Source organism: Providencia sp. wls1916, assembly GCF_009706585.1.
GTDB classification, from domain to species: Bacteria; Pseudomonadota; Gammaproteobacteria; order Enterobacterales; family Enterobacteriaceae; genus Providencia; species Providencia lanzhouensis.
The window spans coordinates 372854-388513 of sequence record NZ_WLUL01000009.1; the positions used below are offsets into that span (position 1 = coordinate 372854).

Annotated in this window: 16 protein-coding genes; 7 read left to right on the forward strand and 9 right to left on the reverse strand. The window is 41.7% G+C overall.

The features are described from left to right. Positions 1 to 111: 111 nt before the first annotated feature. The 3 genes from prc to GKR61_RS04930 all read right to left on the reverse strand — a co-directional run bounded on the left by prc (position 112) and on the right by GKR61_RS04930 (position 3456). On the reverse strand, positions 112 to 2157 hold the full coding sequence (prc, locus tag GKR61_RS04920; protein WP_036954866.1) for a carboxy terminal-processing peptidase: 2046 nt from the start codon (positions 2155 to 2157) through the stop codon (positions 112 to 114). Positions 2158 to 2176: 19 nt separating this feature from the next. Then, positions 2177 to 2863 carry an RNA chaperone ProQ gene (gene proQ, locus GKR61_RS04925; protein ID WP_036954864.1) on the reverse strand — a complete coding sequence of 229 codons (687 nt, stop codon included), beginning with the start codon at positions 2861 to 2863 and terminating at the stop codon, positions 2177 to 2179. Between the two features lie 110 nt (positions 2864 to 2973). Further along, entirely contained in the window at positions 2974 to 3456 is a 483-nt protein-coding gene (locus GKR61_RS04930) for a GAF domain-containing protein (RefSeq protein WP_154599214.1), read from the reverse strand. Positions 3457 to 3587: 131 nt separating this feature from the next. On the opposite strand from GKR61_RS04930, the gene yebS reads away from it, so the two are divergent. From yebS to GKR61_RS04945, 3 genes are all read left to right on the forward strand, one after another. Continuing rightward, on the forward strand, positions 3588 to 4814 hold the full coding sequence (gene yebS, locus GKR61_RS04935) for a membrane integrity lipid transport subunit YebS (protein WP_108478057.1): 1227 nt from the start codon (positions 3588 to 3590) through the stop codon (positions 4812 to 4814). Next, positions 4789 to 7128 (forward strand): MlaD family protein, encoded by a 2340-nt coding sequence (locus GKR61_RS04940; RefSeq protein ID WP_108478056.1) that lies wholly within the window; start codon positions 4789 to 4791, stop codon positions 7126 to 7128. The genes yebS and GKR61_RS04940 overlap by 26 nt, the downstream gene beginning before the upstream one ends. 150 nt (positions 7129 to 7278) lie before the next feature. Continuing rightward, complete coding sequence (locus GKR61_RS04945) at positions 7279 to 7512, forward strand: DUF1480 family protein (protein ID WP_036954855.1); 234 nt, start codon at positions 7279 to 7281, stop codon at positions 7510 to 7512. Positions 7513 to 7846: 334 nt separating this feature from the next. On the opposite strand, the gene GKR61_RS04955 is transcribed toward GKR61_RS04945, so the two are convergent. The 4 genes from GKR61_RS04955 to ftnA form a co-directional block, all read right to left on the reverse strand. After that, positions 7847 to 8194 (reverse strand): DUF2511 domain-containing protein, encoded by a 348-nt coding sequence (locus tag GKR61_RS04955; protein WP_036954847.1) that lies wholly within the window; start codon positions 8192 to 8194, stop codon positions 7847 to 7849. A gap of 44 nt (positions 8195 to 8238) precedes the next feature. Then, positions 8239 to 9135 (reverse strand): copper homeostasis membrane protein CopD, encoded by an 897-nt coding sequence (gene copD / locus GKR61_RS04960; RefSeq protein ID WP_036954843.1) that lies wholly within the window; start codon positions 9133 to 9135, stop codon positions 8239 to 8241. A 1-nt stretch (position 9136) separates the two neighbouring features. Beyond that, positions 9137 to 9523, reverse strand: coding sequence for a copper homeostasis periplasmic binding protein CopC (gene copC / locus GKR61_RS04965; RefSeq protein WP_036954840.1), 387 nt, complete (start codon positions 9521 to 9523; stop codon positions 9137 to 9139). A gap of 217 nt (positions 9524 to 9740) precedes the next feature. After that, the gene (ftnA, locus tag GKR61_RS04970; RefSeq protein ID WP_036954837.1) at positions 9741 to 10244 is read right to left on the reverse strand and encodes a non-heme ferritin; all 504 of its coding nucleotides are present in this window, start codon (positions 10242 to 10244) and stop codon (positions 9741 to 9743) included. Positions 10245 to 10535: 291 nt separating this feature from the next. On the opposite strand from ftnA, the gene GKR61_RS04975 reads away from it, so the two are divergent. After that, positions 10536 to 10766 carry a DNA polymerase III subunit theta gene (locus GKR61_RS04975; protein WP_154599213.1) on the forward strand — a complete coding sequence of 77 codons (231 nt, stop codon included), beginning with the start codon at positions 10536 to 10538 and terminating at the stop codon, positions 10764 to 10766. A 223-nt stretch (positions 10767 to 10989) separates the two neighbouring features. Here the strand turns inward: GKR61_RS04975 and yebF are convergent, their stop codons facing one another. Both yebF and GKR61_RS04985 read right to left on the reverse strand, forming a co-directional pair. Beyond that, positions 10990 to 11355 carry a protein YebF gene (gene yebF, locus GKR61_RS04980; RefSeq protein ID WP_036954829.1) on the reverse strand — a complete coding sequence of 122 codons (366 nt, stop codon included), beginning with the start codon at positions 11353 to 11355 and terminating at the stop codon, positions 10990 to 10992. Between the two features lie 202 nt (positions 11356 to 11557). After that, positions 11558 to 11737 carry a YoaH family protein gene (locus tag GKR61_RS04985; RefSeq protein ID WP_036954826.1) on the reverse strand — a complete coding sequence of 60 codons (180 nt, stop codon included), beginning with the start codon at positions 11735 to 11737 and terminating at the stop codon, positions 11558 to 11560. A gap of 138 nt (positions 11738 to 11875) precedes the next feature. Between GKR61_RS04985 and pabB the strand changes: the two genes are divergently transcribed. From pabB to GKR61_RS05000, 3 genes are all read left to right on the forward strand, one after another. Continuing rightward, complete coding sequence (gene pabB, locus GKR61_RS04990) at positions 11876 to 13246, forward strand: aminodeoxychorismate synthase component 1 (protein ID WP_154599212.1); 1371 nt, start codon at positions 11876 to 11878, stop codon at positions 13244 to 13246. Then, a complete protein-coding gene (locus GKR61_RS04995; protein WP_154639588.1) occupies positions 13239 to 13799 on the forward strand; it encodes a CoA pyrophosphatase in 561 nt (186 codons plus the stop codon). Before pabB ends, GKR61_RS04995 begins: the two co-directional genes overlap by 8 nt. Positions 13800 to 14003: 204 nt before the next feature. Next, positions 14004 to 15368 carry an L-serine ammonia-lyase gene (locus GKR61_RS05000; RefSeq protein ID WP_336426605.1) on the forward strand — a complete coding sequence of 455 codons (1365 nt, stop codon included), beginning with the start codon at positions 14004 to 14006 and terminating at the stop codon, positions 15366 to 15368. The last annotated feature ends 292 nt before the right edge of the window (positions 15369 to 15660 follow it).

Sequence of the window (15660 nt, forward strand, 5' to 3'; positions counted from 1 at the left end):
GACTATAGATAAAATACTGAATATATTAAACCATTATTAAATCAATGAATTACAAAATCAATAAACATAAAAAAGCCAGCTTGCGCTGGCTCTAGAAAATACTTTTTATTTTTACTGCTTGGCACCAGAAAGCATCTTAGTGTTTTGATTCGAAAGGTCTATTGCCATTTTCACCGTTTCATCTAAATACGGATCTGGCGCTTCATAGTCTTTCGGTAAATCATCAATTGACTTCAATAACGGTTTGCCTAGTTTTGCATTGCGTTCATTAATACGTTTCAGTTTGGTCGCATCAATTTCATCATCTTCTTTCTGACGTTGAGCATAGTTCAGAGAAATCAGATTCTTAGTTGCTTTCAATGACTTGTAACGCGCAATATCTTCATCGATATATTTGAACTCAGGGTCAACACTGATACGGGCTAAATGCTTGGTTTTAATCGGAGATAAATCAGCATTAATGTCCCCAGATTTAGTGTAATTCGCAGCCGGGATGCTATCCCAAGGCAATGCGTTATCTTCAAAGCTTTCACCTGTTTCTGCTGGATCTTGCCCTGTTGGCATAACCACATCTGGAGTCACACCTTCACGCTGAGTACTTCCACCATTTACACGATAGAACTTCTGAATAGTGTATTGCACTGAACCTAATGCTGGCCATTCTGGTTTTAGCATTTGGTCATAAACGCGGCTTAAACTTCTGTGCTGCTGTACCGTTCCTTTACCAAAAGTCGGTTCACCCACAATTAAAGCGCGACCATAATCTTGCATTGCTGCAGCAAAAATTTCTGATGCAGAAGCACTAAAACGATCAACCAGAACAACTAATGGACCTTTATAATAGATAACATCATCGTCATCCGCATCTTGGCGAACTTGACCATTGTTATCACGAACTTGAACAACCGGTCCTTTGTTAATAAACAGCCCAGATAATGCGACCGCTTCTGTTAATGCCCCACCGCCATTACCGCGCAGGTCAATAATCAGAGCCGAAACATTCTCTTTCGCCATTTTTTGTAGTTCAGTTTTGACATCGTTGGTCAAACCGACATAGAAACCTGGAATATCTAATACGCCAACTTTCTCTTTACCTTGCTGTTTGATAGACAGTTTTACCGCTCTATCTTCCAGTCGGATCTGTTCGCGAACAATTGTCACGATACGTGGCTTAGCACCTTTCGTATCTGAAACGACTTCTAAACGAACTTGGCTACCTTTTGGCCCTTTGATTAAGGCAACGACGTCGTCTAAACGCCAACCCACGACATCAACAATAGGTTTACCAACTTGACCAACACCAATGATTTTGTCGCCAACTTTTAGCTCTTTACTTTTAGCTGCAGGACCACCCGCAACTAAAGAATTAATTGTCGTATTATCATCATCTTGTTGTAACACGGCACCAATCCCCTCAAGGGATAAACTCATTTCTGAGTTAAATTGTTCAGTGCTACGAGGTGATAAATAACTGGTATGTGGGTCAATTTCGCGAGCAAACGCATTCATAATTAATTGGAATACGTCTTCGCTTTGTGCCTGAGATAAGCGTTTCAATGCAAAATTGTAACGCTTAGTCAGTTTGTCTTTGATCTCTTTGTCATCTTTGCCTGTTAATTTCAAACTTAACCAATCATAGCGAACCTTTTGGTCCCATAAACGGTCTAGTTCTTCTTTATCCTTCGGCCAAGGTGCTTTAGTTCGATCAACCTCAATAGAATCCGTCGCGTTTAAATCAATCGGTTGATCTAAACGCGCGAGTGCATATTTGAAACGTTCAAAACGACGTTGCTGAGAAAGGTTATACAGGTCATAGAACTTATCTAACTTGCCATCTTCAAGCCATTCACCCGTTTTTGCTTTATCTTTTGCATACTGGTCAACATCGGATTGAAGTAAAACATTATGTCCGTAATCAATCATATTGAGATAACGGTCAAATATTTTCCCAGAAAACTCTTTGTCTAAATCGAATTGACGATAGTGAGAGCGCGTAAAACGCGATGTCACACGCTCACTCACGGTTCCGTGCTGTGTATTCTGCTTTAAAAGAGGTAACTGAGCAGCAGTGACCGGAGTCACTGCCTGAGTATTAGCTATTGCTGTGCCGAAAGTCGCGAGACTCACAACAAATGCAACTTTGAGTAATTTGTTCATGACCTGAGTGACCTCCGTATCAGAACTTTAAATGTTCCGCGCGCACAATCATTGCCAGACCAGATGGCAATTGAACCCTAACACCATCTTTGGCAATTTCCAGCACAGAGGCATCCATCATACTGCTACCCACTTTCACTTTCAGAGTCTGACCGACTTTCAGTGTGTTGATATCAGTAACTGATTTCAAATTCTCTTCAGCTGGATTGCTACGAGGTTTTTTCGGAGCTGTATTTTGTGGGCGTTCTTTTTTGTCTGATGGACGGCGACGAGATGAGTTCTCTTTGTTCGCATCATTTTGACGAGGTGCTTTGTCGCTAGGCTTTTTCGCAGCAGGACGCTTTTGCGTTTTTTGTTGCTCTGCGCGTTGGGCTTGGACTCTCGCTTTCGCTTCAGCTAATTGTTGACGCGCATGGGCAATGTGCTCTGCATCTAATTCACCGCAGTCATCTCCATTTAAGTCAACACGTTTTGCGCCTTCTTTAACACCGTAAAGGTAACGCCAGCTAGAGGTATACATGCGTAACGCAGAACGTAATTGCGTTTTGCTAATACCATCCTCTTCGGTCAAGTTCCCTACGATATCTTGAAAAATTCCGACTTTAAGCGGACGTGCTTCGCCTTCAGCGATAAAACAGCGTGGAAAACGCTCTGCCAAAAATGCGATAACTTCTTTACTACTATTCAACTTAGGTTGATTTTCCATGAAATTTCCTGATAACAACGATTTTGCCAACCTCACGGGCATGAACAAGCGGACATTATAATCGTGTTGCTGACAATTGCCACGTTCCTATTGATTTTACATACCAATAATTAATAATATTTTGGTATAGAACACATTGCCAAGTGCTGGCATAACTGGTCTGTAAGGTATTGAAGCCCTTTTTCATCCTCTTCATCGAATTGACCGATATTTGGGCTATCGATGTCTAAAACCCCAATTATCTTGCCATTTACACTCAGAGGAAAGACGATTTCCGAGTTACTAGCCGCATCACACGCGATGTGACCTGGAAAAGCATGCACATCTTCCACACGATGAACTTGCGCTTTGGAAAATGCAGCACCACAGACGCCTTTATCGAACGGGATCCGTATACAAGCGACTTTACCTTGGAATGGACCAAGAACCAGTTCCTTTCCATCATTCAAGTAAAAACCAACCCAGTTAATACCGGATAAACGTTCAAATAATAACGCACTGCTATTTGCTAAACTGGCAATTAAATCATACTCTCCAGCGATAAGTGCAGATAAACTATCTGAAAGTTCGTGATAATACTTCTTTTTATCCATATTTATTTTCAGTTATACGTAAACAAGTAAAAAATATTAGTAAGCGTAGACCGTAGGTTAGCAAGTTGTCACTTTTACGTAAATTTTTTTACACTAGATTACAAGCAAATTAATTCATACAATCAATATATATGACCCACATTAATCATACTGCCATGAATTTGCAACGTTGTTGCCATTGTAACCAAAAAATAGTGACTCCGCCTTTTCAACCGCGGCAAGTCATTGTTTGCCCAAGATGTTCTAGTCAATTAAATGATGGGCGTTCATGGTCACTCCGTCGTCTTGCACTATTATCTATCACTTTATTGCTTCTTGCGCCCATCGCTTTTTGGCAGCCATTGATTTCTATTCATCTATTTGGCACCCAAATCAATGCTAACGTGCTTGATGGCGTCCGCTTAATTAGCGAGCAAGGTGACCCTTTTACCGCCAGCATTGTGGCTTTTTGTGCGATAGCTGCACCGCTACTTTTGCCTATTTCGATTTTATCTTTGGTATTAGCACGTTATCTGGCCATCAACATGCGCCCCATTTTACTGATGATGAAGCATCTCAAAGAGTGGGTCATGCTGGATGTCTATCTTGTCGGTTTGGGTATCGCCGCGATTAAAATGCAAGATTACGCGACGGTTTACGTCGGGCATGGGTTGATTGCGTTTAGTACTATGTCTGTGATTAGTATTATTATTTTAATCCACATTAATCTCGATGAACTGTGGCGACGGCTTTATCCTTTAGAAGAAAATACAGATGCTCCTCATGCAGAAACCTGCCTAGCTTGCCATTTTACTGGCGAACCCAATAAGAAAGGCAAATGTCAGCGCTGCCACCGCCCACTTCACCATCGTGAACCCTTGAGCTTACAAAAAACATGGGCCGCACTGATTGCCGCCATGGTGCTGCTAATCCCTGCTAACCTATTGCCCATTTCGACGTTTTATTTAAATGGTCGACGTCTAGAAGACACCATTTATTCTGGGGTCGTTTCCTTAATTGACTCAGGAAACTGGCCGATTGCCATTATTGTTTTTATTGCCAGTATTTTGGTGCCCTTCGTGAAGATTATCATCATGATACTGTTACTATTTTCAATTCAATTTAAAAGCCATACAGACCCCGTGTTACGGATGAAATTACTGAAATTCGTTTCATGGATTGGGCGCTGGTCGATGTTAGATTTATTCGTCATCGCCTTGATGATGACCTTAGTTAATCGCGATATGCTAATGTCATTTACTATGGGGCCTGCGGCTTTATATTTTGGTACCGCTGTTATTTTAACTATCCTTGCTGTTGAGTGGTTAGACAGTCGATTAATATGGGATTCTTATGGAAAATCAAAACCATCAAAGTGAAGCTTCGGATGAAGTTTCGGAGGCTATCAGCCGTAAAAGGACGTCAATTTCGCCCTTTTGGCTGCTTCCCATCATCGCGATCATAATCGCAGGCTGGCTGCTATTCCAACAATGGGTGGAACGTGGCACGCAAATTACCATTCAATTTTCGTCTGCCTCTGGCGTTGTTGCAGGTCGAACGCCAATTCGCTACCAAGGTGTGGATGTTGGCATGGTGCAAACCGTTTCTATTAGTAGCGATATGAAAAGCGTAATTGTCACTGCCAATGTGAATAAAGACATGCGCACTGCACTCACTTCAGGAACGCGTTTTTGGTTGGTGACACCTAAGGCCTCTTTAGCCGGTGTATCAGGCTTAGATGCTCTGGTAGGTGGGAACTATATTGGTATGCAGCCAAGCACTGGCTCGCCAAAATCACAATTTGTGGCGCTTGATACGCCACCTCAAAGAAACTTAAACGAAGGTGAATTACTCATTTACCTTACCGCGAAAGATTTAGGCGCATTAAACGAAAACTCTCCTGTTTATTACCGTAAAGTTCCGGTCGGTTATATTTCTGATTATTCCTTATTACCTGAAAATAAAGGTGTATCCATCGCGGTTATTATTAAAAAACGCTACGTGAATCTCGTACGCTCGGATAGCCAATTTTGGAATATCTCTGGTATTGAGGGTGGATTTGACCTAAATACTGGTGCCAGTATCAAAATGGAAAGCCTTTCGGCTGTGATCAATGGCGCAATCGCATTTGATTCCCCAGAAAACAGCCTGCCAGCGCAAACAGGGCAACAATATGAATTGCAGCCGAGTAAAGAAGATGTCAAACCGCTTGATCAGCAAGGCAATATAGACTTGCAACTTACCCTCACCGCATTGGATACCTTTGGGGTGAATGTAGGACAACCTGTTATTTACCGCGGAATAAAAATCGGCGAAGTGTTACAACGTCACTTAACGGATGACAATGTTCAGTTCCAAATTGCCGTGTTTAATGAATTTAAACATTTGGTTAAACAGGACAGTAAATTCGTCGCCAATAGTCGTGTCGATGTGCAGTTAGGTATGAGTGGACTGCAATTTCAAGGCGCGACACCTCAAGAATGGCTGGAAGGTGGCTTACATATCATTCCAGGAAAAGGGAAAGATACATTACCAGAGTCATTCCCGTTATATCGTACCGATGAAAATGCCAAAGCGGGTATTTTAGGCTCCGCACTACCGACCACCATTACGCTAAACACCAATACCCTTCCCGACATCCAACAAGGCTCAGTGGTGTTATATCGTCAATTTGAAGTCGGTAAAATTGTGTCAATTAAACCAAACAATGACGGCTTTGCAGTGAATGTGTATATCTCAGGTCAATATCGTAACTTATTGACCCCACAAAGCGTATTCTGGGCTGAAGGTGGCGCTAAAGTTCAGTTAAATGCTGGAGGTTTAACGGTTCAAGCTTCCCCGCTCAGCCGTGCTTTTAGTGGTGCAATTAGCTTTGACAATATTCAAACTGGCTCATTAGATACTTCACGTCAACATACACTTTATCCATCAGAAACGGCTGCAAAAGCGATTGGTAGTGCGGTGACGTTGACAACCTTTGATGCGTCTAAGCTGTCGGAAGGCATGCCTATTCGTTATTTAGGTATTAACATCGGACAAATCGAATCGCTGAAACTATCTGCGGATAACCGTGAAGTGAAAGCGAAAGCGATTCTATATCCTGAATATGTGGAAAACTTCACCAAAATTGGCAGCCGTTTCGCCATTGTGACCCCTGAACTTTCGCCATCGGGGGTTAACAACCTCGATACGCTGATCCAACCTTATATCAGTGCAGAGCCAGGGCGCAGTAATAAGAGCCGTTTCCAATTTGAATTGCAAACTGCCAACATTACAGACTCCCGTTATCTCGATGGTTTAACCATTATTCTTGATGCCAGTGAAGCGGGTTCTATCCAGGTGGGAACGCCAATTCTATTTAGAGGATTAGAAATCGGAACCGTAACGGGGCTTTATTTGGGAGAGCTTTCCGATCGCGTTTATGTTGCAACACGCATAGGTAAAGAATACCAATATCTGATCCGCGATAATACCCAGTTCTGGTTATCTTCCGGTTACAATCTCGCCTTTGGTTTAACAGGCGGCGTAGTGAAAAGCGGTACATTCAAGCAGTTTGTTCGTGGTGGAATTTCGCTGGCAACCCCGCCAACAGTGCCACTGGCACCTAAAGCTAAGCCTGATCAGCATTTCATTCTGAAATTAGAGCCACCTGCGGACTGGTTAGACTGGGGAACCCCTATTCCCAAAAAATAATCCCTCACAAGGCGTCATGTTTCACAGCATGACGCCTTTTTTATCTCCCATCGCTAAAAATATATTTTGGAAATGAATTCCATTTATACTATGCTTAATTTCGTTGGACTGATTTTTTATTGTAAAAATAAAGAGTAAAGAGGAAACGTTATGAGCATAGTTAAATTGAAAATATCTTCCTATGAAATCAATGATGCAGTCATGGCTGATAAGCGTAGTGATACTGTGAGTATTCCTTGCGATTCCGATTCTGAGTTTTGTATGCAATTGGATGGTTGGGATGAACACACGAGTATCCCTGCGACACTGGATGAAAAACCGGTTCTGCTCTATCGCCAGCGTTATGATAAAGAAAATCATCATTGGCTAATGAGAATTGCTTGATGAAGATGGTGGTATTCAATAGAACGGTTAGATGGGAAATAACACAAAAAAAAGAGGCCTGGTAGATTCCGATTACCGGGCCTTGGGAAATGGCTCTGGCAGAGCCGTGCGCTAAAATTGCCATTGAGACGTAACAAAGTACTCCCTAATACTAGCGTTCAGCTTACGTTCTTACCACTTAAATTAGCAATTAATTTACATATTTTTAACACAATTTATTGCTTAATTTTCTAAGATTGAGCTATTTGCATGATAAGTTAAACCTATCTAAGCAATCAGCAAAACCTTTCAATTGCCATCTCCTTGATATTTCTAGCTAAAGGCTAACTACATCCTATTTGCTCTCACACAGTTTCTCGGCGGCTTGCTTCAGCGGTAATACTCGCTCTTCAACTGATTTAGTGGTTTCGATAGGCGCTAATAGCACATCAATCGGTTGTGCTTGGATCTCTTTCTTTTCCATTTGCGCCGTTGCAATATCATTCAATGGATGCTGCATTAACGTAGATGGGTTGATGACCACCAATGCGCCATTCGCTCGACACTCTAACATCACTTCTTCACGCTTTAGCGGCCAATCGTCGCCAAACTGTTTTTTACTGACACTCGCCAATGGCGCAGCTATCGCCGTACTGAATGTTCCACCCAGTACTAACGCACAAATTATGAATTTGAATTTCATTGAAAATGACCTTGTCAAACGGGGTTATACAAAGATATGCGCCATTATACAGGTTGATAGGTAGCAAAAATAGCCACCGCAAGGATGGCAATCGTACCAAGCAGCAATTCAGCCCAACTATTTATTATCAAATAATTAATCTGCCCTTGCTGTTGAAGACGTGGTACCACCCAATAACGATTCGTTAATGCCAATAGCACCATCAACCCAACTAACGCAATTTTTAGCCATAGCCAAGATTGGTATTCGGATAGTGTTGAGGTGAATGGCCAGCCCGGCAATAAAATCAGGCTATTAATAATTCCCGTTATTAGTACACAAATCACAGCAATATGCCCTAATTGCGAGTAACGCTTCATTGATACAACAATTTGCGTTTCTAGCCCTGCTTTTAACTGTTCTTTACTACGTAAAAATTGAATACAAATAAGGAAAGGCCACAAGCCCCCAAACCAATACGCACAACTAATTAAATGAATGAATTGATTAGTTTGATGAGCAATTCCCAGCCACCCTTCATGCATCGCCGCATGACCAATAAAGGCATGCAGACCCAGAATAATGACGGAGAAACCAAGAATGAGATAAAGTTTTAAGGTGATCGGGCGTATAAACAGAACGGCAAATAAACCGACAGCACTGAGGATTTCCCAACGCCAGATTTGACCAAAGGTAGTGCCAAGTACACCTTGCCAAATATCCATATTCAACGCATCTTCCCAGCCATCGCCCATCAAACCAGATTGTGCAATCATCCAGCAAAATGTGGTAATGATAGTAATAACTGCGCTAAATATAATGCTTTTTTTCAGTGCATCTTGGAGTAGTACGCGAAATTGCCCATGGGAAACTATCACCGCAAACATCGACATTCCACACATCAACATTGCGGCGATAAAATGAGCAAATCGCGTTAAGGTATAAAATGCTTCCAGTGACATATTATTTCACAGTGAAGCTATAGTTCCCTTTGGTTTTATGCCCATCAACAGAGACAACGCTCCATTGAACATCGTACTTACCTGCGGCTAATTTGCTTTCAACAGGAATAATAACTTTGGTGTTATTGCTAGGATCTAACGCGGCTTTACCCGTCTTGATTATTTGCTTGTTCTCATCCGTTACATTGACTTTAGTAAAGTTAACTTCAATACCTTCAGAAAAGTTTAATGTGATAGCTTCTGGTGCCTGCTCTAATGCCGCGCCCTCAGCAGGTAATTGATCTTTAAGATGCGCATGAGCAAATGCTTGTTGGAATGACATACCTAAGAACAGTACAGCGACCGCGCTTAATTTACGCCAAGAAGATTTTATTTGGTTGATTGGCATAGTAACCTCTTAATTTGCAGGTGAATTTAGATATATTGCCAATCATTATACGGAAAATAATATGCTACGCAGCGATAAAATCAGATTTTATCATTCAGCTTGTGAGGCTTGGCACAAAATGCGAATAAAACTCACTCGCAAAAATAAAACAAGCGCCATTCATCTCTGAATTGGCGCTTGATAAGTAACCCGAAAATCGAGTTATTGAAAAGAATAATTAAACGTGCGCAGCTGCCGCTAAACCTTTCAGATCTTTATCCAACAGGAATAATGATTTACCAGACTCACCCACCATGCCCAGTTTATCCAGTACAGATTTGAACAGTTTCTCTTCTTCATGCTGCTCTGCAACATACCATTGCAGGAAGTTGAATGTTGAGTAATCTTGGGTGGTCATGGCTAAATGCGCAAGTTTATTGATTTCTGAAGTAATTAATTGCTCATGCTCGTACGTTTTATTGAACACATCAGCGATAGAATTAAAATCTTCTGGTGGTGCAGCAATCGCGCCTAAACGTGGTAATGCCCCTGTATCGCTAAGGTAATTAAATAAACGCTGCATGTGCTCCATTTCTTCTTGTGAGTGAGCTTTCAAAAATGCAGCTGCACCTTCAAAACCTTTATCACTACACCAAGCACTCATTTGCAAATACAGATTAGCGGAGAAAAACTCAAGATTCAGTTGTTTATTTAACGCTTCAATCATGTCAGCTTTTAACATATCTTTACCTTAATGATGATGATTTTATGAAGTTATATCCCACAGTAACATAATAAATGCATTCAGAAAACATTCTTCCCATAAAAATTAATTTATTGATTAACAATAACTTTTTGTAAAAATAACACGAATCAGTCGCATTAGCTTTTATTCATCGTAATAATCCTAATTGCTTACTATTATCATGTTTGAATTTAATTTTATTCGCTAACCATCTCACTATTTCATCAAGATTTTTTGAACTTCAATTGCTACAATTCATGCTGATGTAGTTAACCGTTAGGATTTGAAATGAGCCATAATCTTGCCACCCTCCCAAAAGAAGAGATGGACAAAATTAACGTTGACCTTCTAGCTTCCGGTGTTGCTTTCAAGGAACGTTATAATATTCCCATTATTCCTGAAGCCATCGAACGTGAGCAGCCAGAACATTTGCGAGATTATTTTCGTGAAAGACTGGTTCACTATCGCCAATTATCAATGAATTTCGCTCGAATGCCTTACGAGCCAAGAAATCGCTAGGAATGAAATTTTAGGCACAAAAAAAGGAGAATGTAATTCTCCTTTGACCATTTTCAAACCTATAGTTTTGGAAATGGCTCTTTTGGGTTGTAAAATTAACAAGGAAAATCAATGTATTGATTTTCGCCTGATAACACAAAGAGGGAACAACCACGTTTTATCCCTCTTTGTCATCAACCTCAGGAGAGTTAGACTCTCCTTTTTCATTCTATAAACCCACAGATTATTTGCTGGTGTTATAGGTGATAGTATTGTTTTTACAATCCACAGCGACACGATAATGCAGATCGGATTTCGACCCTCTGACCACTAAAGGCAGCGAGTAGCCATCTTCCGTTTTCGTCACTTCACTGTCGTTGATCCATGCAACCGCTTTTTTACCCACGGCCGCTTTTTCATCTGCCCAGCGTGGTAACCGGTTATTCATAAAATCATTTTTAACCTGTGCCGCAATTTGTGGCTCAGTAAGATTGCCACAGCTCACAAATGCAGCAGCTTTACCTTCTTCCTTGTTAGCACTGAATGCAAACGAACTTAATACAAGCGCACAACTGCCTAAAACCATTGCTATTTTTTTATTAACATTCATACCGTCCTCCGGCATCTACGAAATGTAGATGAAATTGAGATCCATTGTACTCACCAAAACTGCAGCATCATTAACAACGCGCGTATAGGCAGACGTTGTCTATTTAGTGTAGTTGTAAAAATAAAACCTATGAGCAAAATGACTTAACTGATATGAATTTATCAGAAATATTTTTAAATGTTAATAGGATGTTTATTAATTATTAATTTTCGTCATCGAATCGAGCAACAATTTGCTCTTTACCTTGATGGTTTTCCCTGATTTCTTGAGCAACCAGCGCAATCGCTTCTCCGCTGCTCATGCCTTCTGCCATCAGTTGGTGAATGCGTTCAACCGCTTCTTGTTGCTCTGCGTGGGAAAGTGCTGGCATACCTGAAAACATAATCAACCTCTTTAAATTGCAGACTTATTTCATACGTTAAGATTTTCAGCAAATTTTAACAGCTCTTGCCTTAATAAGGTAAGATTATATGGTAATCTGGCATTATTCACTTGTGGAACCTGATTTTAATTGATTGATATGGCTATTAATAAAATACAACTCCCTTACAGCCCCAATGTGGCATTAGATTATTTTGCATCGTTATCGCACCAACCATGGGCCATACTGCTTCATTCTGGTCAAGCTGAACACTCTCATAACCGTTACGATATGATTGTCGCTGATCCAGCAGTCACCCTATTAACGCGCGGTTTGCAAACGGAAATTCAAGCGCAAAATCAGCCGGCTCAGTTTTCAGAAAAAGATCCCTTTGCCCTTTTACAGCAATATATGGATCAATATCAAGCCGCCAAATTTACTGATGAAACTCTGCCGTTCCAAGGTGGCGCAATGGGAATTTGGAGCTATGACTTAGGTCGCCGTATCGAAAAACTTCCTGAACTTGCCACGACAGAACTGCAATTTCCCGATATGGCGGTGGGCATCTATTTATGGGCTCTTATTGTTGACCATCATGAACAGCGTGTGACCTTATTCAGCCATCAAGATGTCGAGCAACGACTCACTTGGTTACAGGCTCAAAAAGCCTCTCGTAAAAGTGCCTTCTCACTGACGTCCCCATGGCATGCCAACATGACCGAAGCGCAATACCATGAAAATATTGCCCGTATCCATCAATATTTACGTGAGGGGGATTGCTACCAAATCAACCTAGCTCAGCGCTTTAAAGCCAAATATAAGGGCAATGAGTGGGATGCATTTTTAACACTGAACGAAAGCAACCGCGCCCCATTCTCCTCGTTTATTCGCTTACCCGATAATGCGGTTATCAGTGTTTCTCCTGAACGCTTTATTTTATTAGAGAAAGGTGAAATTCAAACTCGCCCGATCAAAGGCACACTCCCTCGCTTAGACTCACCCGAGGAAGACCAACTCCAAGCAGAAAAATTAGCCAATTCGCCAAAAGATCGTGCTGAAAACTTGATGATTGTGGATTTGCTGCGTAATGACATTGGACGTGTTGCCAAGCCGGGTACCGTACGCGTTCCTGAGCTTTTCAAAGTGGAGCCTTTTCCCGCTGTTCATCACCTTGTTAGCACCATCACCGCCACATTAGACAGCCAATACCAAGCCACTGATTTACTGCGTGCCTGCTTCCCCGGTGGTTCCATTACGGGCGCACCTAAAATTCGTGCAATGCAGATTATTGAAGAATTAGAGCCCAATCGTCGACATGGATATTGTGGCGCAATCGGCTATATTAGTTTCTGTGGCAATATGGATACGAATATCACAATCCGTACGCTGATAACTGATAAAAAACAGATTTATTGCTGGGCTGGTGGCGGTATTGTTGCTGATAGCCAAGCAGATAAAGAGTACCAAGAAACCTTTGACAAATTACGCCTGATTTTGCCAAAACTAGGAAAACTCGATAGCGATGACTGAGCTAAATAGCTTTATTAACCGTTTTCAATTTACACTCCCGCTTTCTCACCAACCCGCCACATCGGCGGGTAAAGCGGCCGCAGTGCTATTGCCAATTATTAATAAATCCAATCCGACATTATTGCTCACGCAACGGTCACCACTATTACGTTCTCATGCCGGTCAAGTGGCATTTCCAGGCGGTTCACGCGATCCTGAAGATTCAAACTTAATTGCGACCGCATTACGAGAAGCCTACGAAGAAGTCGCCATTCCACCAGAGAAAGTACAGGTCTTAGGGCAGCTTGCACCTATTTCCAGTATTGGGGGTTATCAAGTCACCCCAATTGTGGGTCTTGTACCCAATAATATTCGCTATCAGGCGAATCCTAGCGAAGTTTCCTCTATTTTTGAAATTCCCCTGTTTGATGCATTATCCCTGCAGAAACATAAATATGTGGATATCAATCGCTCTGGCCGCGAAAAACGGGTCTTTTTCTACTGGTATAACAATCACTTAGTCTGGGGCCTCACTGCATCCATCCTGCACCAGCTTGCCCTACAACTGGATTAGCCTTCATAGTCAACAATCCTTTTATTCAATCATTTTTTCACTATCCAAAATACAATTAGTGCTATTTATAACCAATCCACCTTATGTAACTACCTTATTTCAAAAAATACTTTAAACTTACTGGTTAACACTACGAAATAACAGTAAAGTAGCGCCCTTTAAAATAAATCACTATATCTTCATCTTTTGTTTAAGGAGTCCTGCGTGATAAGCGTTTTCGACATGTTTAAAGTGGGCATTGACCCTTCAAGCTCTCATACCGTTGGTCCGATGAAAGCTGGGAAAGAATTTGTCGATGATTTGGTCAATAAGCAATTATTGCCATCCGTCACCCGTGTCGCAGTAGACGTTTATGGCTCTTTATCCCTAACAGGTAAAGGTCACCATACCGATATCGCCATTATTATGGGTTTAGCAGGTAACCTCCCTGCTACCGTTGACATTGAATCAATTCCATCCTTTATCAAGAATGTGGAAGAAACAGAAAAGCTGCTATTAGCCAATGGCACTCATACTGTTGATTTCCCACGTGAGGGTGGCATGAATTTCCGTCAAGATAACTTACCGTTACATGAAAACGGTATGACTATCCACGCCTTTGCTGGCGATAAGGAAATTTACACTAAAACTTATTATTCCATCGGCGGTGGTTTCATTGTCGATGAAGAACATTTTGGTCAAACCTCTTCAGACAGTAAACCAGTCTCTTATCCGTTTAATTCCGCGAGTGAATTACTCCTAAAATGTAAAGAATCTGGCTTATCGATTTCTAGCCTGATGATGAAAAATGAGCTGGATTTGCACCCTCGTGAAGAAATTGACGCTTACTTTGCGGATGTATGGAAAACCATGCAAGCCTGTATTGAACGCGGTCTGAACACTGAAGGGGTCCTTCCAGGTCCATTGCGCGTTCCTCGTCGTGCACCGGCACTGAACCGCTTAGTGACCTCTGCAAGTAAACTGTCTAATGACCCGATGAACGTGGTTGATTTAATCAACATGTATGCATTGGCCGTTAACGAAGAAAACGCAGCGGGTGGTCGTGTTGTTACAGCGCCAACTAACGGTGCTTGTGGTATCGTTCCGGCTGTTTTGGCCTACTACAACCATTGCGTTGAACCCGTTACACCAGAACTTTACTTGCGCTATTTCTTAGCGTCCGGCGCCGTTGGTATTCTGTATAAAATGAATGCGTCTATCTCTGGCGCAGAAGTGGGTTGCCAAGGCGAAGTTGGTGTTGCCTGCTCAATGGCGGCGGCAGGTTTAGCAGAATTATTTGGCGCAAGCCCAGAGCAAGTCTGCATTGCAGCTGAAATTGGTATGGAACACAACTTAGGTTTAACCTGTGACCCTGTTGCCGGACAAGTTCAAGTACCTTGTATTGAACGTAACGCAATCGCCTCTGTTAAAGCTATCAATGCCGCACGCATGGCTTTACGTAGAACCAGCGAGCCTCGCGTTTCTCTCGATAAAGTTATCGAAACCATGTACGAAACGGGTAAAGATATGAATGCCAAATACCGCGAAACATCTCGTGGTGGCTTAGCTATCAAAGTCCAGTGTGATTAATCAGTAAGATTAAGCCTCCCTCTTCATTACTCATTTAAATGGTGAAGAGGGAGCTTTACCCTCACTCTTTCTGCGCTTATTTAATTTTTTTAATTAAGTCTATTAAACTCCAACACCTTCATCAAAATAACATCTCCCCTCTTTTTGCTTTTCTCGTTTCAGCTTTCGATTTTTATCGTCTACGAACGTTTTATTTCTTCAGTACTCTCACGCGGGATTCTATTTTTTGAATCGCTATTTCCATTCTGTTATTCCTTTAAATTCTATTGGTCAGCCCTATTTTTGCTCACTT